Source organism: Xanthobacter lutulentifluminis (assembly GCF_043194675.2).
Classification (GTDB): Bacteria; Pseudomonadota; Alphaproteobacteria; order Rhizobiales; family Xanthobacteraceae; genus Xanthobacter.
Genome location: NZ_CM195525.1, coordinates 4,216,633 through 4,237,522, shown reverse-complemented (window position 1 = coordinate 4,237,522; position 20,890 = coordinate 4,216,633). Strand labels below are relative to the sequence as shown.

Here is a 20,890-nt window from a genome sequence, read left to right as displayed (position 1 = left end):
CCCTTTAGCACTTCTTTGGCACGATGTTTGTAGAGTCCCGTTCGGTTCTCAGGGCGCGGAGTGACGGTCCCAATGCGGCAAGCGTTCGATGAAATGTCCAGTTCCGATGGCGCCGTCAGGCCCGCGTACGAGACCCTCAAGCGGTGGCTCGCGGACGTGCCCCAGGACGTTCTGGACCACCGCCGCAAGGAGGCGGAATTCATCTTACGCCGCATCGGCATCACCTTCGCGGTCTACGGCGAGCAGAACGCCCAGGAACGCCTGATCCCGTTCGACATCGTCCCGCGCATCATCACCAAGGACGAGTGGGGCCGCCTCGCGCGCGGGCTGGAGCAGCGCGTCAAGGCGCTGAACATGTACATCAAGGACGTGTACGGGAAGCGCGAGGTGCTCAAGGCCGGCGTGGTGCCGGAGAACCTCGTCTACCAGAACCCGGCCTTCCGCCCGGAGATGAACGGCCAGCGCGTGCCGCACGACATCTACGTGCACATCGCCGGCATCGACATCGTGCGCACCGATCCCGATACCTTCTACGTGCTGGAGGACAACGCCCGCACCCCGTCCGGCGTGTCCTACATGCTGGAGAACCGGGAGATCATGCTGCGGCTGTTCCCCGAGCTGTTCTCCATGCACAAGGTGGCGCCGGTCGAGAAATACGCCGACGACCTGCTCGCCACGTTGCGCTCGCTCTCGCCCCACGGCGGGCACGAGCCGAACGTGGTCATCCTCACCCCCGGCATCTACAACTCGGCCTATTACGAGCACTCCTTCCTCGCCGACAAGCTGGGCGTCGACCTGGTGGAGGGCCGCGACCTGTTCGTGAAGGACGGCGTGGTCTTCATGCGCACCACCGAGGGGCCGAAGCGGGTGGACGTGATCTACCGCCGCCTCGACGACGACTTCCTCGACCCCCTCGCCTTCCGCCGCGACAGCGTGCTGGGCGTGCCCGGGCTGATGAGCGCCTACCAGGCCGGCAACGTCACCCTCACCAACGCCGTGGGAACGGGCGTCGCCGACGACAAGGCGGTCTATTCCTACATGCCGGACATCATCAAGTTCTACCTCGGCGAGGAGCCTCTGCTCCCCAACGTACCCACATGGCGCTGCCGCGAGGCGGATCACCTGAAGTACGTGCTGGAGCACCTGCCCGAGCTGGTGGTGAAGGAAGTGCACGGCTCCGGCGGCTACGGCATGCTGGTGGGCCCGGCCGCGGACAAGGCGCAGATCGAGGCGTTCCGCGCCAAGCTCATCGCCGACCCGGCCAACTTCATCGCCCAGCCGACGCTGGCGCTCTCCACCTGCCCGACCCTCGTGGAGAAGGGCATCGCCCCCCGCCACGTGGACCTGCGGCCGTTCATCCTGTCCGGCTCGGACAAGGTGCGCATCGTGCCGGGCGGCCTCACCCGCGTGGCCATGAAGGAAGGCTCGCTGGTGGTGAACTCCAGCCAGGGCGGCGGCACCAAGGACACCTGGGTGCTGGACGCATGAGCACCGCGGCCCCCGCCCGCCCCGCTTCCGCCCCTCCGGCCGGCCTCGATCCGGCCCGGGCGGATGAGCGGCGGGCCGGGTCCGCCCTTCCCTCCTCCCGCGGAGCCGCGCCCCCGGCGCGCTCCATCCTGGGTCCGGACGCCTGAGCGCGGGTTCCCCGCGCTTCCGACCATCTCCTTCCGCAACGGGCTCCCCATGCTTTCGCGCACCGCCGACAACCTCTACTGGCTGACCCGCTACGTGGAACGCGCCGACTGCCTCGCGCGCATCCTCGACGTCTCCCAGCGCCTCGCCTACACCCCCGTCACCTACGGCGGCTCCACCAACGAGTGGGGCTCGGCCGTGCTGACCGCCGGCTGCGCCGACGACTACACCGCCCGCTATGGGCCGCTGGAGGAGGCCACCGAGGAGAACGTGGTGTCCTTCCTCGCCTTCGAGGCGGAGAACCCCTCCTCCATCCGCAACTGCTTCGAGGTGGCGCGCACCAACGCCCGCTCCGTGCGCACCGCGCTGACCTCGGAGATGTGGGACGTCATCAACTCGGCCTGGATCGAGCTGCGCAACTTCCCCAACCGCTCGCTGACCCGCGACGAGCTGGCGCGCTTCCTCGCCTTCGTGAAGGAGACCTCGCTCCGGTTCGACGGCGCCACCTTCCGCACCATGCTGCGCAATGACGGCTACTGGTTCGCCCGCTCCGGCGCCCAGCTGGAGCGCGCCGACAACACCGCGCGCATCCTCGACGTGAAGTATCACGTGCTGCTGCCGGAGAAGGAGCACGTCGGCGGTCCGCTCGATTACTTCCAGTGGGCATCGATCCTGCGCTCCGTGTCGGCGCTCACCGCCTTCCACTGGGTCTACCGCGACAGCGTGAAGCCCTGGCTGGTGGCCGACCTCCTGATCCTGAACCGGCAGATGCCGCGCTCGCTGGCCGCCTGCTACGACAGCCTCGCGCGCAACCTGGACGACATCGCCTCGGTGTACGGCCGGCAGGGCCCCTCGCAGCGGCTCGCCCGCTCGACCCTGGCGAAGCTCACCAACAAGTCCATCGACGACATCTTCCAGACCGGCCTGCACGAGTTCATCACGGAGTTCATCTCCGACAACAACAAGCTCGGCGCCGAGATCACCGAGCAGTATCTCACCTGACGCAGCCGGCCGCCCCGCCACCGGGGCGGCCCCCGCGTTCGTCAAGCAGAGGCCGGCACCGGCCGAGGACCGCCATGCGCATCCGCATCCGCCACGAACTCTCCCAGCGCCTGGAGCCTGGCACCCGCAACATGTCGGTGACGGTGCGCCTGACCCCGCGCGCCCACGAGGGCCAGTTCATCCTGCGCTGGGCGCTCGATCTGAGCACCGACAGCCGGCTGCATCCGCAGGAGGATGCGTTCGGCAACATCTGCCACACCTTCTCGGTGGACGGCCCCACCGACCGGCTGATCGTCATCGCCGAGGGCGAGGTGGAGACGCAGGACACCACCGGCATCGTCCGCGGCACGGTGGAGCGTTTCCCGCCCTCCCTGTTCCTGCGCCAGACCGACCTCACCGAGCCGACCGACGCCCTGACGGCCTTCGCCGACGCCATAGAGGCGCCGGCTGACGACACGCTCGCCCTCCTGCACGCGCTCATGGTGGCGCTGCATGGCAAGGTGAAGGAGGTGGACGGGCCGCCGGTGGGAGACCCCTTGTCCGCCGACGCCGCCCTGAAGGCCGGCAAGGCCTGTGCCGGCAGCCTCGCCCATGTCTTCACCGCGGCCGCCCGCCATCGTGGCATCCCGGCCCGCCACATCTCCGGCTATGTGGCCCCGGACGACGAGGCGGACGGTGCCGGCGAAGGCAAGGCGCGGCACTGGGCGGAGGCTTATGTGCCGAAGATCGGCTGGGTCTCGTTCGATGCCGGCCGCAACCTGTGCGGCACCGACCATTATGTGCGCCTCGCCGTGGGCCTCGATGCCATCGGCGTCGCCCCCCTGCGCAGCACCGGCCTCGACCTCGAGGAGCGCGTGAGCGCCTGGGACGGCCGCGCCGCGCTGAAGCTGGCGCAGGCCCAGAGCCAGGGCCAGAACTGAGCGGCGGCGCTCCGGCGGTCGCCCGCCGGAGTTCGGTTGCCGGCAGTCAGTTGCCGGAGTTCGCTTGCCGGAGCTCTCTCGCCGGCGCTTAGTTGCCGGCACTCACTCGCCGGCACTCACTTGCCGGCACTCACTTGCCGGGGGGCAGTTCCCGGCGGCGCGGGCGACAGGGCCGGGCGATCTTCGGACCCCGGCAAACCGGCGCGCTTTCCTGCGGCGCGTGTGGCGGCGGCGCCGCCCGGCACCTGCGGTGACCGTCGTTGCGGATCGTGAACCCACGACTGTCACAGGCCGGGGCTAGACTGTTTGCCCCGTTCCCCGCGAACGGTCAGCCGGGAAGCCGCCATGCCGATCGCGCCCATCGCCTCCGCTCGCATCTCCCCCGCGCCCCGACGTGCGCCGCTGGCGCCACGTTCCGGCGCGCCGCTGCCCGTCCCGCGCACCGTCGCTGCCGGCCGCCCCCCTGCTCCGCCGGTTCCCACGGCCCAGCGCTCCGGCGCCGACACGGATGGCGAAGGCCCCGCCACCGTCAAGATCGACGCCCGGCACATTTCCTTCCATTATGGCGAGACGCTGGCGCTCGCGGACGTGAGCCTGCCGATCCACGCCAACCGCGTGACAGCGCTCATCGGCCCCTCCGGCTGCGGCAAGTCCACGCTGCTGCGCGTCTTCAACCGCATGTACGACCTCTATCCCGACCAGCGGGTGGAGGGCGAGGCGATCATGGACGGGGCGAACATCCTCGATCCCGCGTTCGACCCGGTGGCGCTGCGCAGCCGCATCGGCATGGTGTTCCAGAAGCCGACGCCCTTCCCCATGTCCATCTACGACAACGTCGCCATCGGCCTGCGCCTCAATGCCGAGCTCTCGTCCGCCGACCTCGACGCGCGGGTGGAGGAGGCGCTGCGCAAGGCCGCGCTGTGGGGCGAGGTGAAGGACATCCTCACGCAGAGCGGCCTCAGCCTCTCCGGCGGGCAGCAGCAGCGGCTGTGCATCGCCCGCACCATCGCGCTGCGGCCGGAGGTGATCCTGCTGGACGAGCCCTGCTCGGCGCTCGATCCCGTCACCACCGCCCGGATCGAGGAAACCATGGAGGAGCTGCGGGCGACCTTCACCCTCGTCATCGTCACCCACAATCTCCAGCAGGCGGCGCGGGTCTCGGACTTCACCGCCTTCATGTATCTCGGCATGCTGGTGGAGTTCGGCCCCACCGACGCGCTCTTCACCCACCCGCGCGACCGCCGCACGCAGGACTACGTGACCGGCCGCTTCGGCTGACGCGCGCCACGGGCTCCCCCTTGACCCTCCGCCCCCGCCCTGCAATCTCCTGCCCCACCATGGAGGAAGCACGATGAGCGCGACGCCGGCCTACGATCCCAGCAACGTCTTCGCCAAGATCCTTCGGGGCGAGCTGCCGGCGCACAAGGTGTATGAGGACGACAAGGCCATCGCCTTCCTCGACATCATGCCCCGTTGCCCCGGCCATACGCTGGTGATCCCCAAGGCCCCGGCCCGCAACATCCTCGACATCACGCCCGACGACCTCGCCCACGTGGCCAAGGTCGCCAAGAAGGTGGCCATCGCCGGCAAGGCCGCGTTCTCCGCCGATGGCGTCACCGTGCAGCAGTTCAACGAGGAGGCCGGCGGGCAGGTGGTGTTCCACCTGCATGTCCACGTCATCCCGCGCCATGCCGGCGTGGCCATGAAGCCGCCCGCGAGCGCCATGGAGAAGCCGGAGGTGCTCGCCGAGCACGCCGCGCGCCTGCGCGCCGCCCTCGAAGGGTGAGCGGCGGCGTGGACCTCACGCACGCGGCGGGCCTCGCCGTCCGCGCTCCGGCCCGGCTGCATCTGGGTTTTCTCGACCTTGGAGGCAGCACGGGGCGGCGCTTCGGCAGCCTCGGCATCGCGCTGGAACGGCCGGTGACGGCGGTCACCGTCACCCGCGCCGGCGCCGACTCGCAGAGCGGACCGGATTGCGAACGCGCCGGCCGGGCCCGCGACCGGGTGCGGACGGCGCTCGGCCATGCCGAGACCTTCGCCGTGGCGGTGGATTCGGCCCTGCCCGCCCACAACGGGCTCGGCTCGGGCACCCAGCTCGCCCTCTCCGTGGGGGTCGCGGTGGCGCGGCTGTGCGGCCACGCGCTCACCGCCCGGCAGGTGGCGGTGCTGCTCGGCCGGGGCCGGCGCTCGGCCATCGGCATGGAGGCGTTCGAGGCGGGCGGCGTCATCCTCGACGGCGGCAAGCCGGTGGGCGGGCCGGACCCGGGCGATCCGCCGCCGCTTCTCGCCCGGCTGCCGGTGCCCGAGAACTGGCGCATCCTTCTCATTCACGACCGCGCCCGCGAAGGGCTGTCCGGCGATGCCGAGACCCGCGCCATGGCCGCCCTGCCGCCGTTCCCGGCGGAGGCGGCCGCCCATGTCTGCCACCTGATGCTGATGCAGGCCCTGCCGGCCCTCGCCCTCGGCGATGCGGACGGGTTCGGCGCGGTGATCGGCGACTGGCAGCGGGCGCTGGGTGATCATTATGCCGCAGCTCAGGGCGGCGGCCGCTTCCTCAGCGCCGGGGTGGCGGAGGCCGCCGCATGGCTGGAGGCGGAGGGCGTGCGCGGCGTCGGCCAGAGCTCGTGGGGGCCCACCGGCTTCGCCATCGTGGGCGACGTGCCTCAGGCCGAGGCGCTGCTCGGGAGCTTGCGCCGCCGCTTCGCATCGTCCACAAACCTGTCATTCGACTGCGTGCGGGGAAACAACCGGGGCGCCGAGATCGTCGCCCTGTAGGGGGAAGCTGCGCGAAGGCGCGGCAACCACGGACGGGACACACATCAGGAGGACGGCGCGACGCCCGGGGGGCGAGCCGGTGCGCAAGACACCGGGACGCGCCGCAGAAAAACAAGCAGGCTGGGATCCATGGATATCGCCCTCATCGCCCTTTCCGCCCGGCCGCTGGCCGCCAGCGCCGCCCGCGCCGGTTTCGCCGCGCTCTCCTTCGACCTGTTCGCGGACCTGGACACCTGCGCCCATACGGCGCGGTGCGTGCGCGTGCACCGCAAGAACGGCTGCGCCTTCGATCCGGACGATCTGGTGCAGGCGCTGCGCTCGCTGGCGCCTCCCGGGCTGCCGGTGGTGCTCGGCGGCGGGCTGGAGGACGACCCGGCCCTCATGATGCGCATCGCGGAGCGCAACCCCATCCTCGGCAACGCGCCGGAGACGGTCCGCGTCCTCAAGGACCCGCTGGCGCTGTCGGCCCTGTGCGCCCACCTCGGCATTCCCCATCCGGCGGTGACGCTGGAGGCGCCCGCGCCCGACCTGCTCTCCGGCGCCAGCGTGCTGGAGAAGAAGATCGGCGGCGCCGGCGGCGCCCACATCCGCCGGCGCGCGGCGGGCGATCTCTCCCCGCCCCCGCCCGGCCACTTCCTCCAGCGCGAGGAGGAAGGCCAGTCCGTCTCCCTGCTGCTGCTCGCCAACGGCACCGGCGCGCGCATCGTCGGCGCCTCCCGCCAGTGGCGCGCGGACGATGCGGAGCACCCGTTCCGCTACGGCGGCGCCGCCGGGCCCATCACGCTGCCCGAGCCGTTCGGCGCGGCCATGCGGCAGGGCGCGCTCAACGTCGCCCTCGCCTGCGGCCTCGTGGGCCTGGTCTCCATGGATTTCGTGGTGTCCGACCACGGCTGGTTCCTGGTGGAGGTGAACCCGCGCCTCGGCGCCACTCTCGACATCTTCGACGTGGACCCGATGCCGCCCCTGCTCGGCCTGCACCTCGCCGCCTGCGGCGGGCGCCTGCCGGATGGGCTGCCCATGCCCTCCGAGGCCCATGCCGCCGGCGTCATCTATGCCGACGAGGACATGGTGGTGCCCCGCGAGATCTGGCCCGACCATGTGGCCGACCGCCCGCCGGCCGGTGCCACCGTGGCCAAGGGATCGCCCCTGTGTACGGTGCGCGCCACCGGCCCCACCGTGGAGATCGCCGAGGCCCGCATGCGCGAGCGCACGCAGGCGCTGCGTCGCGAGCTGGGCCTTGCGGCCGAGCCGGCGCCGGCTCCTTGATCCCGCCTCGCGCGCGGTCGGCGTGAGCGCGCTCGCCCCCGGCCGCATCGCCCGCGCCTTCGAGGCGGCCTGCCGGGCCGAGCTCGCGGCGCTGAAGCCCGGGAACGTCCACGTCCACGCCGCCGGGCACGGCATGGAGGTGGCCCAGTTCGAGCAGGCGGCCGCCGCAGCCGCGCCTGCCATCGCCCGCGCCGGCGCCCGTGCGGGCATGCGCATCCGGGAGGCGGTCGAGGCCTCGCTCGCGGTGGCAGGCTGCAACACCAATCTCGGCATCATCCTGCTGTGCGCCCCCCTCGCCGCCGCTGCCGAGGCGCCGGGGCCGGGCGATCTGCGCGTCCGCCTCGCGGCCGTGCTCGCGGAGCTGGACGTGGACGACGCGCGAGACGCCTTTTGCGCCATCGCCGCCGCTTCCCCCGGCGGTCTCGGCGACGCGCCCGAGGCGGATGTGCGGGCGCCGGCCGCCATCACGCTCGCCGCCGCCATGGCGCTCACCGCCGACCGCGACCGCATCGCCCGGCAGTATGCGACCGTCTATGCGGACATTTTCGCCCTCGGCCTGCCGGCCCTGCGCACCGAGTCCGGCGACGGCAGGGCGGGAGCGCCGCACGCCACGGCCCATGTGCCGACCGGCCGAGCGCCGGCCGAGCCCGGAACGGAAACAGCCGAACCGCCCCCGGCCGGCACCGCATGCCTCGCCCCGGCGCGGGTGGAGGCGGCCTATCTCGCCTTCCTCAGCGCCTTTCCCGACAGCCACATCGCCCGCAAGTTCGGACCGCAGGCCGCCGAGGCGGTGCGGGCGGAGGCGGAAGCGATCCGCACCGCCCTCCCCGCCCTTGCGCCGGCGGCGCGGCACGCCCGGCTGATGGCGTTCGACGCCGCGCTGAAGGCACGCGGGCTCAATCCCGGCACCAGCGCGGACCTCACCGTCGCCAGCGTGTTCGCCGCCCTGCTGGAGGCGGACGGAGCCTGAATTGGCAGCTGTCGCAAGGACCGACGATCCCGATACCGCCGCCGGCGTCGGGGGGTGGGACTGCCGGCCTTGACGGGTTGCATTTTCTATGGCGGTGCTCGCGTGAGGAGGCATCGAGGGGCGATCATCGACCACGCGCACAAGGCTGCGCCGCGCAACACCCACCACGCGGCACGCCGGCGGCAGGACGCAACATCAACGGGCATCATCGCAGCGGGGCCGATAGGCGCACCGGCCCACCTGAAGCAGAGCACCTGGGAGAGCACCTGGGAATGACAAGCAATAACGTGAGCGTGCGAGATTTGACCCCAGATGTCGCGCACGTGACGCCGGTGCAGCGCCGCAGCAGATATCCGAGCAGGCCTCCCGCCATCAGCAACATGCAGGATGTCGCGCCGGACTGGCGCCGGAAGACCGAGAATGTTCTGTTCCGGAGCGAAGCGGTTCTCAACGACGCCTGGATGGCCGAGATTCGCGACGCGACCGGCTGCTGCGCAACGAAGCCGACGTCATCGCCCTCCTGAGCGCCCAGGGCTTCGAGATCGTCCGTCCGGAGACCCTCTCCATCACCGAGCAGGTGCAATTGTTCTCCAACGCGGAGGCCATCGCAGGCATCAGCGGCGCCGCCCTGACCAATATCCTGTTCGCTCCCGCGGACTGCAGGATACTTGCCCTGATGCCGAACTATGGATTCGAGTTCTTCTTCTGGGACATCGCGAACATCGTCGGGCAGGATTTTTCCTACATCGTCGGTGAGGCGGAAGCGCCGGAGCAGCTCGGCCACAGCAACTTCACGGTGGACCTGCGATACATTCGGGAATGGCAGGAAACCCTGAAGCCCTGAACCCGCGCCGCCCGGCACCGGTCTCCTTCCCTCCCGTCCCCTGAGCAGGCGAGGCGCCCGGCGCGGCGGCGCCTCACACCCAGCGGGCGGCGGCCTCCGGCGGAATCCGCCCGTCGTGGAGCGCGCTCGCCACCAGCACGCCGGCTGCTCCCGCCTGCGCCAGCGCCTCCAGATCCTGCGGGCCGCGCACGCCTCCTGCGGCGAACAGCACCGGGGTGCGCCCGGCGGCACGGGCGCGGGCCGCCACATGCGCCAGCGCCGCGAGGTCCGGCCCCTCGCCGGAACCCACCCGCGCCAGCGTCATGACGATGACCCGCGCCGGCCAGAGGGTCGCGTCCGCATGCAGCGCCTCAGGCCCAACGGGGCCGGCGGCGTCATGGTCCAGCGAGAGGATCGCCCCGCCCGCCGCCAGCGCCCGCGCGCCCGTGACGGCATCGGCAACCGCCTCGGTCCCGACCACGCTGATGCCCGGTCCGGCCGCGGCCCGGCGCCGCACGCGGTCGGCATCCGCCTCGCCGGCATCGACCCAGAATTCCACCGCCGGCCAGGCGGCCGCGAGCGCGGCGATGGCCGCATCGTGGCTCCCGGAGCCCGCAATGGCGTCGAGATCGGCGATGTAGAGGGTGCGGAACGGGGCCAGCGCCATCAGCCCGGCCACCACGTCGGCCGGCGCGCTGGTCGGGCTCAGCGGGCTGTGGATGGGACGATATGCGTCGCGCTGTCCACGCCGTGCGTGCACGACGCACCCTCCCTTCAGGTCAATGACGGGGATAAGCTGCATGTCAGAAGGTTGGTCCGCTGCGCCGAGAGGAGTCCCATGCGCGTCTTCATCTGTGAGTACGTGACATCCGGTGGATTGCGCGACAAGCCCCTGCCCGACGCCGCGCTGGCGGAAGGCCGCCTCATCCGGGACGCGCTGGTGAACGATCTGGAAGGATTGCCGGGCATCACCATCGTCCTCGCCTACGACGACCGGCTGCCGGCGCCCAACGAGAATGCGGTGCCCATCCGCAAGGGCGAGGACCCCTGGATCACGTGGTCGGGCCTTGCCCAAGATTGCGATGTGGTGTGGCCCATCGGCCCGGAGACCGGCGGCGTCTTGGGGCGCATGGTGCGGCTGCTGAAGGAGGGCGGAGAGCGGCTGATCGCCTCCGATCCGGCGGCCATCGCCACCGCCACCAACCGCCTCAAGCTGGCGCGGCGGCTGGACGAGCTCGGCATTCCCCACGTGCCGTGCCACCCCATCGAGGCGCTGCCCGCGGGCATCGACGGCGATCTCGTGACCCGGCCGGAGGAAGGCGCGGGCTGGGGCACGGCACGCGCCTGGCCGAACCGCGCGGCATTGCCCCGCGCCACCGGGCTCGTGGTGCAGCCCTTCGTCCACGGAACGCTGGCGAGCCTGAACGTGCTGGTGCGGCCGGACGGGGTGACGCTGCTGGCGGCGAACCGGCTGCACATCTCCCATCTCGTGGGCGTGTTCGGCTTCGAGGGCGTGACGGTGGGCGGCGTCGCCGACGAGGACGGCCGCCTCGCGGATCTCGCCCGCCGGGTGGTGGAGGGCATCCCCGGCCTCAACGGCTTCATCTGCATCGACGTGATCCTGACGCCGGAGGGGCCGCTGGTGGCGGAGATCAATCCGCGTGTCAGCGTCTCCTATGCGGGCCTGCATGCGGCGTTGGGGGTGAACCCGCTCGCCTTCCTGCCCGAGCTGATTCGCGAGGGGCGGCCGCCCAGCGTGCCGCACCTGCCGCGGCCGACGCCCATCGAGGTGAAGATCCGTTGAAAGGCGCCGCCGAAACCAATAGGAAGACTCGCCGTTCGAGGCGGGCGGCGCGGTGCCGCGTGAGGCCCTCATGACATCTGACGACATCTCTTCGCTGGCCGATGCGCGGGCCGAAACCGAGACCGGAGCCCGCGCCCGTCCCCACACCACGGACCGCCTGTTCCTGCGGGCCCTGCCCTTCTACGCCCGCCACGGCGTGTTCGAGGCGGAGCGCGAGCTGGGCCAGCGCTTCGTGGTGGACGTGGACTGCTGGCTCGACACCCGTCCCGCGGCCTGGGCCGACGACGAGGCGCTCACCGTCTCCTACCAGCAGATCTACGAGCAGGTCGCCGGCGTCGTCACCGACGATCCGGTGCATCTGATCGAGACCCTGGCGGAGCGCATCGCCACGCGCCTGCTCGACCATTTCGAGATCGTGGAGCAGGTGCGGGTGGTGGTCCACAAGCCCGGCGCGCCGGTGACCGGCGTGTTCGGCGACGTGGGCATCGAGATCATCCGCACCCGTTGAGGGACCGAACGCCGCGCCCGCTTTACCGGGCGTGCTGCAGTGCGGCATAAGGGGCTCCCGGCGAAGACATCCGCCGGACGAGAATGGGAGCGCGCGGTGAGCGAGTTGGTGACCCTTCAGACCTACCTCGGAACCTGGGCCGGCGACGACGCGGGCCGCAAGGCCATTGCCGCGACCGTGACCGCCATCGCCGAGGCCGGCGTCGGCATCGCCGACCTCGTGGCGCGCGGCCCGCTGGAGGAAGGCCTTGCCTCCATCCGGGGCGTCGACCCCAACGCCGGCGGCGACGCCCAGAAGGAGCTGGACGTGGTGGCCGAGGAGCGCATCCTCGCCGCCCTCAAGCCCACCCCCACCGCCTTCCTCGCCTCCGAGGAGAGCGAGACGCTGATCCCGGTGAACCCGGAAGGCCGCCTCGTGGTGGCGGTGGACCCGCTGGACGGCTCCTCCAACATCGACACCAACGTGTCGGTGGGCACCATCTATTCCATCATGCCGTACGACCCGGCGGTGAACACCGATCCCGTCACGGCGGTGATGCAGCCCGGCTCGAACCAGGTGGCGGCCGGCTTCCTCGCCTACGGCCCGGCGACCATCCTCGTCGCCACCTTCGGCGCCGGCACGCAGGTGTTCGTCCATGACCGGCAGAGCGGCGCCTTCGTGCTGGCCCGCACCAACGTGGAAATTCCGGCCGAGACCAAGGAATACGGCGTCAACCAGTCCAACGTGCGCCACTGGCACGAGCCCATGCGCCGCTACATCGAGGACTGCCTCGCCGGCAAGGAAGGCCCGCGCGGCAAGGACTTCAACATGCGCTGGGTGGGCTCCATGGTGGCCGACGCCTTCCGCATCTTCACCCGCGGCGGCGTCTACGTGTACACGGGCGACAAGCGCAAGGGCTACGAGAACGGCCGCCTGCGCCTGATCTACGAGGCCTTCCCGCTCGCCTTCCTGGTGGAGCAGGCCAAGGGCGGCGCCACCGACGGCAAGACCCGCATCCTGGACATCGAGCCCCACCACATCCACCAGCGCATCCCGCTGGTGTTCGGCTCCAGGGCCGAGGTCGAGAAGATCGCCTCCTATTACTGATCGGGCCGCGCGCCGAAGGGATCAGGGCCGGACTTCACGTCCGGCCCTTTTTCGTTGGTGGAGCGCGAAGCGTCCTACCCCTTGACCTCCGGAAAAAAACGTTCGATCGTTTCTTTGCCATTCGCCTTTGGGCGAAGACGCAAGCCGCCACGAGGAGAGAGCGGCGACAAGGGAGACGAGAATGCTCGTGCCGGCGGCCGATTATGACGGCCTCATCCGCGCCTTTTCCTGGGCCATTCCTGCCCGCTTCAACATGGGCGTCGCCTGCGCGGATGCCCATGCGGACGGCTCCGGCAAGCCCGCGCTGATCTTCGTGGAGGAGACGGGCGCGGTCCGCACCTACAGCTTCGACCAGCTCGCCGCCCTCACCAACCGCTTCGCCAACGCCCTCACCGCCCGCGGCCTGACGCGCGGCGACCGGGTGGCGGTGTTCCTGCCGCAGGCGCCGGAGACGGCCATCGCCCACATCGCCGCGTTCAAGGCGGGCATGATCTCGGTGCCGCTGTTCACCCTGTTCGGTGACGAGGCTTTGGAATACCGGCTCTCAGCCTCCGGCGCGCGGGTGCTGGTGACCGACCTTGCCGGCCTCGCCAAGCTGGAGCGCGTGCGCGACCACCTGCCAGACCTCGCCCACGTGTTCGTCATCGGCGCGGACACCGGCGGCGCGTCCTCGTTCGACGGCGCGCTGGCGGCGGCCTCCGACCGCTTCACGCCGGTGGACACCGGCCCGGACGATCCGGGCATCATCATCTTCACCTCCGGCACCACCGGGAACCCGAAGGGCGCGCTGCACGGACACCGGGTGCTGGTCGGCCACATGCCGTGCATCGAATTCGTCCACCAATACATGCCCCAGCCCGGCGACCTGCACTGGACGCCGGCAGACTGGGCGTGGATCGGCGGGCTGTTCGACGTGCTGTTCCCCTCGCTCTTCCTCGGCGTGCCGGTGCTGGCCCACCGGGCAAAGAAGTTCGACCCCGACGCCGCCATGGACCTGATGGCGCGGCACAAGGTGCGCAACGCCTTCCTGCCGCCGACCGCGCTGAAGCTGCTGCGGCAGGCGGACGTGCGCCACGACGGCCTCGTGCTGCGCTCGCTCCTCACCGGCGGCGAGACGCTGGGCGCCGGCCTCGGCGCCTTCGTGGAGGAGCGCCTCGGGGTCGAGCCGCGGGAGATCTACGGCCAGACGGAATGCAACCTCGTTGTGGGCAACAACTCCAGCTTCTTCCCGGTGCGCCCCGGCTCCATGGGTAAGGCCATCCCCGGCCATGACGTGCGCATCGTCGACGATGAGGGCCGGGTGCTGCCCACAGGCGCAGAGGGCAACATCGGCATCCGTCGCGGCGATCCGGTGATGATGCTGGAATATTTCGCCAATCCGGAGGCCACCCGGCAGAAGTTCGCGGGCGACTTCCTGCTCACCGGCGACGTGGGGCGGCAGGACGAGGACGGCTACCTCTGGTACGTGGGGCGCAGCGACGACGTCATCACCTCGGCCGGCTACCGCATCGGTCCCGGGGAGATCGAGGACTGCATCCTCAAGCATCCCTCCGTGGCGCTGGTGGCGGTGGTGGGCGTGCCCGATCCGCTGCGCACGGAGGCGGTGAAGGCGTGGGTGGTGCCCAAGCCCGGCGTCTTCCCCTCCGAGGCGTTGGCGAGCGAGATCCAGGAGTTCGTGAAGACTCGCCTGTCGGCGCACGAATATCCGCGCCATGTCGCGTTCGCCGACACCTTGCCCATGACCGCCACCGGCAAGATCCTGCGGCGGGAGCTGCGGGCGCGCGGATAGCCGCCGCGGTCGAGAGGCAGGCAGACGCCCTACCTGGCGCGATCCGGAGACAAGCCGCCGCCCTCCTACTGCGCGGGGGGCACCCGCTCCCGCGCCTCGCGGCGCAGGCCGCGCGGCCGGGCGAGCGCCGGATCATGGCGCAGCCGCGCGAACAGGAGGTGGTCCTCCCACGTCCCGTTGATGCAGAGGTATTCGCGCGAATAGCCCTCGCGGACGAAGCCGCAGCCCTCCAGCAGGCGGATGGAGGGCTCGTTGGAGGGCATGCACGCCGCCTCGATGCGGCGCAGGTGCAGCACCTCGTAGGCCACCGGAAGCAGCAGCGTCACCGCCGCCTTCATGTAGCCGTGCCCGGCATGGGGCGCGCCCATCCAGTAGCCGAGGCTCGCCGCCTGACAGACCCCGCGCCGCACGTTGGAGAGGGTGAGGCCGCCGAGGAGCGTGTTGTCGGAACGGCGGAAGACGAACAGCGGATAGGCCTCGTCCGAGAGCATGTCGCGGGCGTAGCGGCGCAGGCGCCGGCGGAACGCGCCGCGGGTCAGGTCATCGGCCGGCCACAGCGGCTCCCACGGGGTCAGGAAGGCGCGGCTCGCCTCCCGAAGGTCGCGCCACTGGGGAAAGTCCCGCATCTGCGGCGCGCGCAGGTAGACTGTTTCCCCCTCGATGACGGGGAGCGGCTCGGGCGAAAATACCGTGCTCAGCGACCACATGGCGGGAGCGCTCAAACCTCCTGCAACCGGACCCTTCGACTTTCCGGCGCGGCTGCCTCGCGGGCGGAGACCCGGACGGAAGCTGCATCTCCCCAAAGGTCTAGAGCAATTTTCGGCGCGCGGGAAACCGGGAAACCGCTCCGGCGCGCCAAAGACCGCTCCAACCGGGGGGAGGCGGGCCGACGGATGCCCCCGCCCGGCAACGACGCTTAGGCGGGGCTGCCCAGCCGCTCCACCACCCGCGCGGCGGGGTCGAGACCGCCTTGCGGACCGATGGCGGCCAGCGTCGGCCGGCCGCGCGAGATGAGGAGGCCGGCCGCCTGTCGCACGGCCGCCACGTCCACCGCCTCCACCCGCGCGACGATCTCGTCCACCGGGATGGTCCGCCCGAAGCCCAGCAGCTGGCGGGCCAGCTGGTCGGCGCGGGCGCCGGAGCTTTCCAGCGCGGCCAGCAGCCCCACCTTCATCTGCGCCTTGGCGCGGGCCACCTCCAGCTCGGTCACGGTGTCCGCCGTGTCGAGGATCTGGTCCACCACGGCGGTGGTCAGCTCCTCCACGTCGCCCGTGTCGGTGCCGGCGTAGATGCCGAACAGGCCGGTGTCCTGATAGCTCCAGTGAAAGGCGTAGATGGAATAGCAGAGGCCGCGATCCTCGCGCACATCCTGGAACAGGCGGGAGGACATGCCGCCGCCCAGCACGTTCGCGAGCACCTGCACCGCGTGATAGTCCGCGTCCTTGAACGAGCAGCCCTCGAGGCCGAGGAGAATGTGCACCTGCTCGGTGTCCCGCGCCATCAGGCGGGTGCCGCCGGCATAGGTGGCCGGCGCCATCTCGGGCACGCCCGCGCCGGCGATCGACTTCAGCCGCTCCGCCGCCTCCGCCACCAGCCGGTCGTGCTCAACCGCGCCGGCAGCAGCCACCACCATGCGCGGACCGCGATAGGTGCGGCCCAGATAGGCGCCGAGCTGGTCGCGCGAGAAGGCGCGCACGGTGTCCGGCGTGCCGAGGATGGAGCGGCCGACGCTCTGGCCGGGGAAAGCCTGCTCCTGGAACAGGTCGAAGACGAGATCGTCGGGCGTGTCCATCACCGCGCCGATCTCCTGGACGATGACGTTCTTCTCGCGCTCCAGCTCCTCGGGCGCGAACGCCGGCTCGGTGAGGATGTCGGCGAGGATGTCGAGGCCGAGGCCCACGTCCTCCCCCAGCACGCGGACGTTGTAGGAGGTCTGCTCCACCGAGGTGGCGGCGTTGATGTCGCCGCCCACCTGCTCGATCTCCTCGGCGATGCGCCGGGCCGAGCGGCGGCGCGTGCCCTTGAACGCCATGTGCTCGAGGAGGTGGGAGATGCCGTGCTCGTCCTGCCGCTCGTCGCGGGCCCCCGCCGCGACCCAGATGCCGAGCGAGGCGGTGCCGAGGTGGGCCATGTCGTCGGTGACGACGGTGATGCCGTTGTCGAGCGTGGAAACCGTCACGCTCATGCCGCCGCACCTGCGGCGATGCGGGCGCGGGCGCGGATGAAGTCTTCCACCGCGGCGAGGTCGTTGGGCAGCACGGTCACGCTCTCGCGGCGGGTGAGCAGGTCCGCCATGTGCGGCGGCAGGCCGGGGCGATGGCCGGTGGCGGCTTCCACCGCATCCGGGAACTTGGCCGGATGGGCGGTGGACAGCACCACCTGCGGCACCCGCGCGGCATGCTCCACCTTGTCCGCCACGGTCAGAGCCACCGCGGTGTGCGGATCGGCCAGGTAGCCGGCGGAGCGGTAGAGCTTCTTGATGGTGGCGGCGGTCTCCGGCTCGTCCGCCCGGCCGGCGGAGAAGTCGGCGCAGATGGACGCAAGCGCATTGCGCGGCACGGTGAACGACCCGGACTGGGCGAGCGAGGCCATCAGCTGGCGCAGCGCGGCGCTGTCGCGGTCGAGCGCCTCGAACAGCAGCCGCTCGAAATTGGAGGACACCTGGATGTCCATGGACGGCGAGGAGGAGGGCAGCACCCCCTTCACCTCGTAGCGGCCGGTGTCCAGCGTGCGCACCAGGATGTCGTTGACGTTGGTGGCGATGGAGAGGTCGCGGATGGGCAGGCCCATCTTCTTCGCCACCCAGCCGGCGAGGATGTCGCCGAAATTGCCGGTGGGCACCACGAACGACACCTCGCGGTGCGGCGCGCCCAGCGCCGTTGCGGCGTAGAAGTAGTACACCACCTGCGCGACGATGCGCGCCCAGTTGATGGAGTTCACGCCCGCCAGCGCCAGCTGGTCGCGGAAGGCGTGGTGGTTGAACATGGCTTTGACGAGGCTCTGGCAGTCGTCGAACGTGCCTTCCACCGCGATGGCGTGCACCGAGGGCGAGGCCACGGTGGTCATCTGCCGGCGCTGCACTTCCGAGACGCGGCCATGCGGGTAGAGGATGAACACATCCACCGCATCCGAGCGGCGGAACGCCTCGATGGCGGCGCTGCCGGTGTCGCCGGAGGTGGCGCCGACGATGGTGGCGCGCCCGCCGCGGGCGGCCAGCACATGGTCCATCAGCCGCGACAGCAGCTGCATCGCCACGTCCTTGAAGGCCAGCGTCGGGCCGTGGAACAGCTCCAGCACGAAGCGGTTCGCCCCCACCTGCGTCAGCGGCGCCACGGCGGGGTGGCGGAAGCCGGCGTAGGCGTCGTCGATCATCACATCGAGGGCGCGCTCGGGCAGCGCATCGGCCACGAACGGCGCGATCACCGCCTTGGCCACGGCCGCATACGGCTTGCCGGCCAGCGCGGCGATCTCGTCCGGGGTCAGGGTCGGCCAGGCCTCGGGCACATAGAGACCGCCATCGCGCGCCAGACCGGCCAGCAGCGCATCGGAGAAGGACAGGACGGGAGCCTCGCCCCGGGTGGAAACGTAACGCACGGGTCCTCGACATGGATCTGCGGCCGCACGGCGGGCCGCCTGCCAAACTAGACGCAAGCGCCCCGGCGCGGAAGGCGGGACTTCCATGCCGGGGCGCCGGGGATGTTCAGGGCCGCGCGCCCACCATCCCCTCCGGGCGGCAGGCGCGGGCAAGGATCAGCTGCGCTCGCGCACGTAGCGGCCGGGCGCATCCTCGATGGGGGTGAGGCGGCCGCCGCCGACCGGACGGGCGGGCACCTCCTCGGGCGAAAGGGCGCCGAACCAGTTGACCCAGTCCGGCCACCAGGAGCCCTTGTGCTCCTGAGCGCCGTCGAGCCACAGGTCAAAGCTCGGGCCGGTGGGGCCGTCGGCCCAGTACTGGTACTTCACCTTGGCGGGCGGATTGACCACGCCGGCGATGTGGCCGGACCCCGCCAGCACGTAGCGCACGGGACCCGAGAGCAGGTTCGCGCCGATATAGACCGACAGCGCCGGCGCGATGTGGTCCTCGCGGGTCGCCAGCGAATAGACCGGGATCGACACCTTGGTCATGTCGATGCGCACGCCGCCCAGCTCGGCGAGGCCGCGGGCGATGTTGTTGGTGAGGTAGCAGTTGCGCAGGTAGTAGGAGTGGTTGGCCGCCGGCATGCGGGTGGGGTCGGCGTTCCAGTAGAGCAGGTCGAACGGGAACGGCGCCTTGCCCTTCATGTAGTTGTTCACCACGTAGGGCCAGATCAGGTCGTTGGAGCGCAGCATGTTGAAGGCGCTCGCCATCTTGCTCCCCTCGAGATAGCCCATGGTCTTCATGCGGCGCTCGATGGCGGCAAGCTGCTCCTCGTCCACGAACACCTTCAGGTCACCGGCGTGGGTGAAGTCGATCTGCGTGGTGAGGAAGGTGGCGGAGGAGATGCGGTCGTCGCCCGTGGCCGCCATGTAGGCGAGCGTGGTGGCGAGCAGCGTGCCGCCCACGCAATAGCCCATGGCGTGGGCCTGCCGCTCGCCGGAGGCGATGGCCACCTGGTCGAGGGCGGTCATGATGCCCTCGCGCATGTAGTCCTCGAAGCCCTTCTCGGCGAGGCGGGCATCCGGATTGACCCAGGAGATCACGAACACGGTGACGCCCTGGTCCACCAGCCACTTCACGAACGACTTCTCGGACGTGAGATCGAGGATGTAGAACTTGTTGATCCACGGCGGCACGATCAGCAGCGGCGTCCTCTTCACGCTCGGCGTGGTCGGCTCGTACTGGATGAGCTGCATCAGCTCATTCTCGTAGATCACCTTGCCGGGGGTGGTGGCGAGGTTGCGCCCCACCTCGAACGCCGACATGTCGGTCTGGCGGATCTTCAGCGAGCCCTTGCCCTCGATCAGGTCCTCGGTGAGGTTCTTCATGCCCCGCACGAGGTTCTCGCCGGACGAGCTGAGCGTCTCGCGGATCAGCTCGGGATTGGTGAGCACGAAGTTGGAGGGCGACACCGCGTTGGAGATCTGCCGCACCAGGAACTCGGCCTTGTGCTTGGTGTGCGCATCGAGGCCCTCGGCCTCCTGCACCATGTCCTCGGCCCAGTTGGCGGTGACGAGATAGACCTGCTTCAGCGCGTCGAAGAAGGGGCTCTGGCGCCAGCCCTCGTCCTTGAAGCGGGCATCCTTCGGGTCGGGAGCGGTGACCGGGGCCACCTCCTCGCCGGCCAGGCGCTTCATGGTGTTGGACCAGACCGAGAGATAGCCGGACATCAGCCGCGACTGCGCCTCGATGGTGCGCTGGGGATCGGCCATCCAGTATTCCGCCACATGGCCGACGGTCTTGAGCGCGTCGGCGATCTCGTCCGCCATGTCGTCGGTCTTGCCGGGCGCGCGCGGAGTGAGATAGGCGGCCATCGCCTTGCCGCCCTCCTCCACCATGCGCGCGAGGTTGCGCGAGAACGCCTCGATGTCCACGCCGGAAGGCCCCTCCCCGGCCGCGCCCTGCCCGTCCGCATCGGCCTTGGGCCTCGGCGGCGCCTTGGCCACGGGCACCGCCTTGGGCGCGGGCGCCGGCTCGGGCGCCGGCGGAACCACGTTGAGGCGCGGCGCCGGCATGCCCACGGGTGAAGCGAGGTCCGGGCCGTGCCCGGACGTGTTGGACGTTTCCTCGGCTCGGGACATGTATCGTTCCTTCTGGCGGGCCGTTGCGGACTGGTTCGTCCATCTTTATCGCCGCCCGTGTGTCCTTCATACTCCGCTCGTGTGACGGGATCGAGCCTTCGAGGCGCGCGCAGCGTGCGCGACCAACAGGTTCCTGCCACGCCCGCGCCTCGGCGACGTCAGGAGAATCATGCAGCGTTCCCCGTACCTTCCGGCCATCGCCCCGCCTTCCCGCACGCCGCAGCGCAGCATTCGGGTTGCAGGCCGCGCCGGAATCGCGCTCGCCCTCGCGGCCGTCGCCGGCTGTGCCGGTGGAGAGAGCTTGCCCGGCATCACTCCGCCCCATACCGACGTACCGACCGTGGCGGCGGACCAGTTCCCCACCGTGGGCACCACCCCCGCCCCCAACCGCGCACCGGCGCTCACCCCGCAGGCGCAGCAGAAGCTGCAGCAGGACCTGGAGCGCCTCGCCCGCACCCAGCAGGCCAAGCGGGCGCAGCCGGACCAGAACTAGCGGCGGCCCGGCCGCCATGCGTTTTGCGGTGCAGCGGGCGCGATTTGGCCCCACTGCCATCGCATTCATGTCTTTTCCATTCGTGGAAGAGTGCTACAAAGCCC

Annotated in this window: 20 protein-coding genes and 1 pseudogene; 16 read left to right on the top strand and 5 right to left on the bottom strand. The window is 70.8% G+C overall.

The features are described 5' to 3' along the window. Nucleotides 1-72 precede the first annotated feature (72 nt). From V5F49_RS19705 to V5F49_RS19655, 11 genes and pseudogenes are all read left to right on the top strand, one after another. Nucleotides 73-1,488 carry a circularly permuted type 2 ATP-grasp protein gene (locus V5F49_RS19705; protein ID WP_394114977.1) on the top strand — a complete coding sequence of 472 codons (1,416 nt, stop codon included), beginning with the start codon at nucleotides 73-75 and terminating at the stop codon, nucleotides 1,486-1,488. A gap of 195 nt (nucleotides 1,489-1,683) precedes the next feature. Beyond that, the gene (locus V5F49_RS19700; RefSeq protein ID WP_394114976.1) at nucleotides 1,684-2,634 is read left to right on the top strand and encodes an alpha-E domain-containing protein; all 951 of its coding nucleotides are present in this window, start codon (nucleotides 1,684-1,686) and stop codon (nucleotides 2,632-2,634) included. A 74-nt stretch (nucleotides 2,635-2,708) separates the two neighbouring features. Further along, nucleotides 2,709-3,554 (top strand): transglutaminase domain-containing protein, encoded by an 846-nt coding sequence (locus V5F49_RS19695; RefSeq protein WP_394114975.1) that lies wholly within the window; start codon nucleotides 2,709-2,711, stop codon nucleotides 3,552-3,554. A 345-nt stretch (nucleotides 3,555-3,899) separates the two neighbouring features. Continuing rightward, nucleotides 3,900-4,832, top strand: a complete 933-nt coding sequence (pstB, locus tag V5F49_RS19690) for a phosphate ABC transporter ATP-binding protein PstB (RefSeq protein ID WP_394114974.1) — start codon at nucleotides 3,900-3,902, stop codon at nucleotides 4,830-4,832. A gap of 73 nt (nucleotides 4,833-4,905) precedes the next feature. Next, nucleotides 4,906-5,340 carry an HIT family protein gene (locus tag V5F49_RS19685; protein ID WP_394114973.1) on the top strand — a complete coding sequence of 145 codons (435 nt, stop codon included), beginning with the start codon at nucleotides 4,906-4,908 and terminating at the stop codon, nucleotides 5,338-5,340. An 8-nt stretch (nucleotides 5,341-5,348) separates the two neighbouring features. Then, entirely contained in the window at nucleotides 5,349-6,329 is a 981-nt protein-coding gene (locus V5F49_RS19680; protein WP_394114972.1) for a beta-ribofuranosylaminobenzene 5'-phosphate synthase family protein, read from the top strand. 129 nt (nucleotides 6,330-6,458) lie between these two features. Beyond that, a complete protein-coding gene (locus V5F49_RS19675; RefSeq protein ID WP_394114971.1) occupies nucleotides 6,459-7,595 on the top strand; it encodes an ATP-grasp domain-containing protein in 1,137 nt (378 codons plus the stop codon). A gap of 22 nt (nucleotides 7,596-7,617) precedes the next feature. Beyond that, entirely contained in the window at nucleotides 7,618-8,565 is a 948-nt protein-coding gene (locus V5F49_RS19670) for a triphosphoribosyl-dephospho-CoA synthase (RefSeq protein ID WP_394114970.1), read from the top strand. Nucleotides 8,566-8,837: 272 nt separating this feature from the next. After that, on the top strand, nucleotides 8,838-9,089 hold the full coding sequence (locus V5F49_RS19665) for a hypothetical protein (protein WP_394114969.1): 252 nt from the start codon (nucleotides 8,838-8,840) through the stop codon (nucleotides 9,087-9,089). Continuing rightward, nucleotides 9,023-9,175, top strand: a pseudogene (locus V5F49_RS19660) (glycosyltransferase 61 family protein); the annotation flags it as partial. The gene V5F49_RS19665 and the pseudogene V5F49_RS19660, both read left to right, overlap by 67 nt. 66 nt (nucleotides 9,176-9,241) lie before the next feature. Beyond that, complete coding sequence (locus V5F49_RS19655; protein ID WP_394114968.1) at nucleotides 9,242-9,409, top strand: hypothetical protein; 168 nt, start codon at nucleotides 9,242-9,244, stop codon at nucleotides 9,407-9,409. A 73-nt stretch (nucleotides 9,410-9,482) separates the two neighbouring features. On the opposite strand, the gene V5F49_RS19650 is transcribed toward V5F49_RS19655, so the two are convergent. Then, complete coding sequence (locus V5F49_RS19650; protein WP_394114967.1) at nucleotides 9,483-10,190, bottom strand: HisA/HisF-related TIM barrel protein; 708 nt, start codon at nucleotides 10,188-10,190, stop codon at nucleotides 9,483-9,485. A 36-nt stretch (nucleotides 10,191-10,226) separates the two neighbouring features. Here V5F49_RS19650 and V5F49_RS19645 point away from each other — a divergent pair, with 36 nt between their 5' ends. The 4 genes from V5F49_RS19645 (at nucleotide 10,227) to V5F49_RS19630 (ending at nucleotide 14,575) form a co-directional block, all read left to right on the top strand. Continuing rightward, nucleotides 10,227-11,192, top strand: coding sequence for an ATP-grasp domain-containing protein (locus V5F49_RS19645; protein WP_394114966.1), 966 nt, complete (start codon nucleotides 10,227-10,229; stop codon nucleotides 11,190-11,192). Between the two features lie 70 nt (nucleotides 11,193-11,262). Beyond that, nucleotides 11,263-11,700, top strand: a complete 438-nt coding sequence (gene folB, locus V5F49_RS19640) for a dihydroneopterin aldolase (protein WP_394114965.1) — start codon at nucleotides 11,263-11,265, stop codon at nucleotides 11,698-11,700. A 96-nt stretch (nucleotides 11,701-11,796) separates the two neighbouring features. Further along, nucleotides 11,797-12,786, top strand: a complete 990-nt coding sequence (locus tag V5F49_RS19635) for a class 1 fructose-bisphosphatase (RefSeq protein WP_394114964.1) — start codon at nucleotides 11,797-11,799, stop codon at nucleotides 12,784-12,786. 181 nt (nucleotides 12,787-12,967) lie between these two features. Beyond that, complete coding sequence (locus V5F49_RS19630) at nucleotides 12,968-14,575, top strand: AMP-binding protein (RefSeq protein ID WP_394114963.1); 1,608 nt, start codon at nucleotides 12,968-12,970, stop codon at nucleotides 14,573-14,575. A 65-nt stretch (nucleotides 14,576-14,640) separates the two neighbouring features. Here V5F49_RS19630 and V5F49_RS19625 read toward each other — a convergent pair whose 3' ends face one another. The 4 genes from V5F49_RS19625 to phaC all read right to left on the bottom strand — a co-directional run bounded on the left by V5F49_RS19625 (nucleotide 14,641) and on the right by phaC (nucleotide 20,158). Beyond that, nucleotides 14,641-15,282 (bottom strand): GNAT family N-acetyltransferase, encoded by a 642-nt coding sequence (locus V5F49_RS19625; protein ID WP_394115378.1) that lies wholly within the window; start codon nucleotides 15,280-15,282, stop codon nucleotides 14,641-14,643. Between the two features lie 209 nt (nucleotides 15,283-15,491). Continuing rightward, nucleotides 15,492-16,760 (bottom strand): M16 family metallopeptidase, encoded by a 1,269-nt coding sequence (locus tag V5F49_RS19620; protein ID WP_394114962.1) that lies wholly within the window; start codon nucleotides 16,758-16,760, stop codon nucleotides 15,492-15,494. Then, nucleotides 16,757-18,169, bottom strand: a complete 1,413-nt coding sequence (gene thrC / locus V5F49_RS19615; RefSeq protein ID WP_394114961.1) for a threonine synthase — start codon at nucleotides 18,167-18,169, stop codon at nucleotides 16,757-16,759. Before thrC ends, V5F49_RS19620 begins: the two co-directional genes overlap by 4 nt. Nucleotides 18,170-18,325: 156 nt before the next feature. Further along, nucleotides 18,326-20,158: a class I poly(R)-hydroxyalkanoic acid synthase gene (gene phaC / locus V5F49_RS19610; protein WP_394115377.1), complete on the bottom strand. Its 1,833-nt coding sequence runs from the start codon at nucleotides 20,156-20,158 to the stop codon at nucleotides 18,326-18,328. Between the two features lie 304 nt (nucleotides 20,159-20,462). Between phaC and V5F49_RS19605 the strand changes: the two genes are divergently transcribed. Then, nucleotides 20,463-20,786 (top strand): hypothetical protein, encoded by a 324-nt coding sequence (locus V5F49_RS19605; protein WP_394114960.1) that lies wholly within the window; start codon nucleotides 20,463-20,465, stop codon nucleotides 20,784-20,786. The last annotated feature ends 104 nt before the right edge of the window (nucleotides 20,787-20,890 follow it).

Coding starts and splice junctions, on each gene's coding strand:
- folB (WP_394114965.1), top strand. CDS start 11,263: ATGACATCTGACGACATCTCTTCGCTGGCCGATGCGCGGGCCGAAACC.
- V5F49_RS19700 (WP_394114976.1), top strand. CDS start 1,684: ATGCTTTCGCGCACCGCCGACAACCTCTACTGGCTGACCCGCTACGTG.
- pstB (WP_394114974.1), top strand. CDS start 3,900: ATGCCGATCGCGCCCATCGCCTCCGCTCGCATCTCCCCCGCGCCCCGA.
- V5F49_RS19605 (WP_394114960.1), top strand. CDS start 20,463: ATGCAGCGTTCCCCGTACCTTCCGGCCATCGCCCCGCCTTCCCGCACG.
- V5F49_RS19650 (WP_394114967.1), bottom strand. CDS start 10,190: ATGCAGCTTATCCCCGTCATTGACCTGAAGGGAGGGTGCGTCGTGCAC.
- V5F49_RS19625 (WP_394115378.1), bottom strand. CDS start 15,282: ATGTGGTCGCTGAGCACGGTATTTTCGCCCGAGCCGCTCCCCGTCATC.
- V5F49_RS19620 (WP_394114962.1), bottom strand. CDS start 16,760: ATGAGCGTGACGGTTTCCACGCTCGACAACGGCATCACCGTCGTCACC.
- V5F49_RS19665 (WP_394114969.1), top strand. CDS start 8,838: ATGACAAGCAATAACGTGAGCGTGCGAGATTTGACCCCAGATGTCGCG.
- V5F49_RS19705 (WP_394114977.1), top strand. CDS start 73: ATGCGGCAAGCGTTCGATGAAATGTCCAGTTCCGATGGCGCCGTCAGG.
- V5F49_RS19655 (WP_394114968.1), top strand. CDS start 9,242: ATGCCGAACTATGGATTCGAGTTCTTCTTCTGGGACATCGCGAACATC.
- V5F49_RS19685 (WP_394114973.1), top strand. CDS start 4,906: ATGAGCGCGACGCCGGCCTACGATCCCAGCAACGTCTTCGCCAAGATC.
- V5F49_RS19630 (WP_394114963.1), top strand. CDS start 12,968: ATGCTCGTGCCGGCGGCCGATTATGACGGCCTCATCCGCGCCTTTTCC.
- V5F49_RS19695 (WP_394114975.1), top strand. CDS start 2,709: ATGCGCATCCGCATCCGCCACGAACTCTCCCAGCGCCTGGAGCCTGGC.
- V5F49_RS19675 (WP_394114971.1), top strand. CDS start 6,459: ATGGATATCGCCCTCATCGCCCTTTCCGCCCGGCCGCTGGCCGCCAGC.
- V5F49_RS19645 (WP_394114966.1), top strand. CDS start 10,227: ATGCGCGTCTTCATCTGTGAGTACGTGACATCCGGTGGATTGCGCGAC.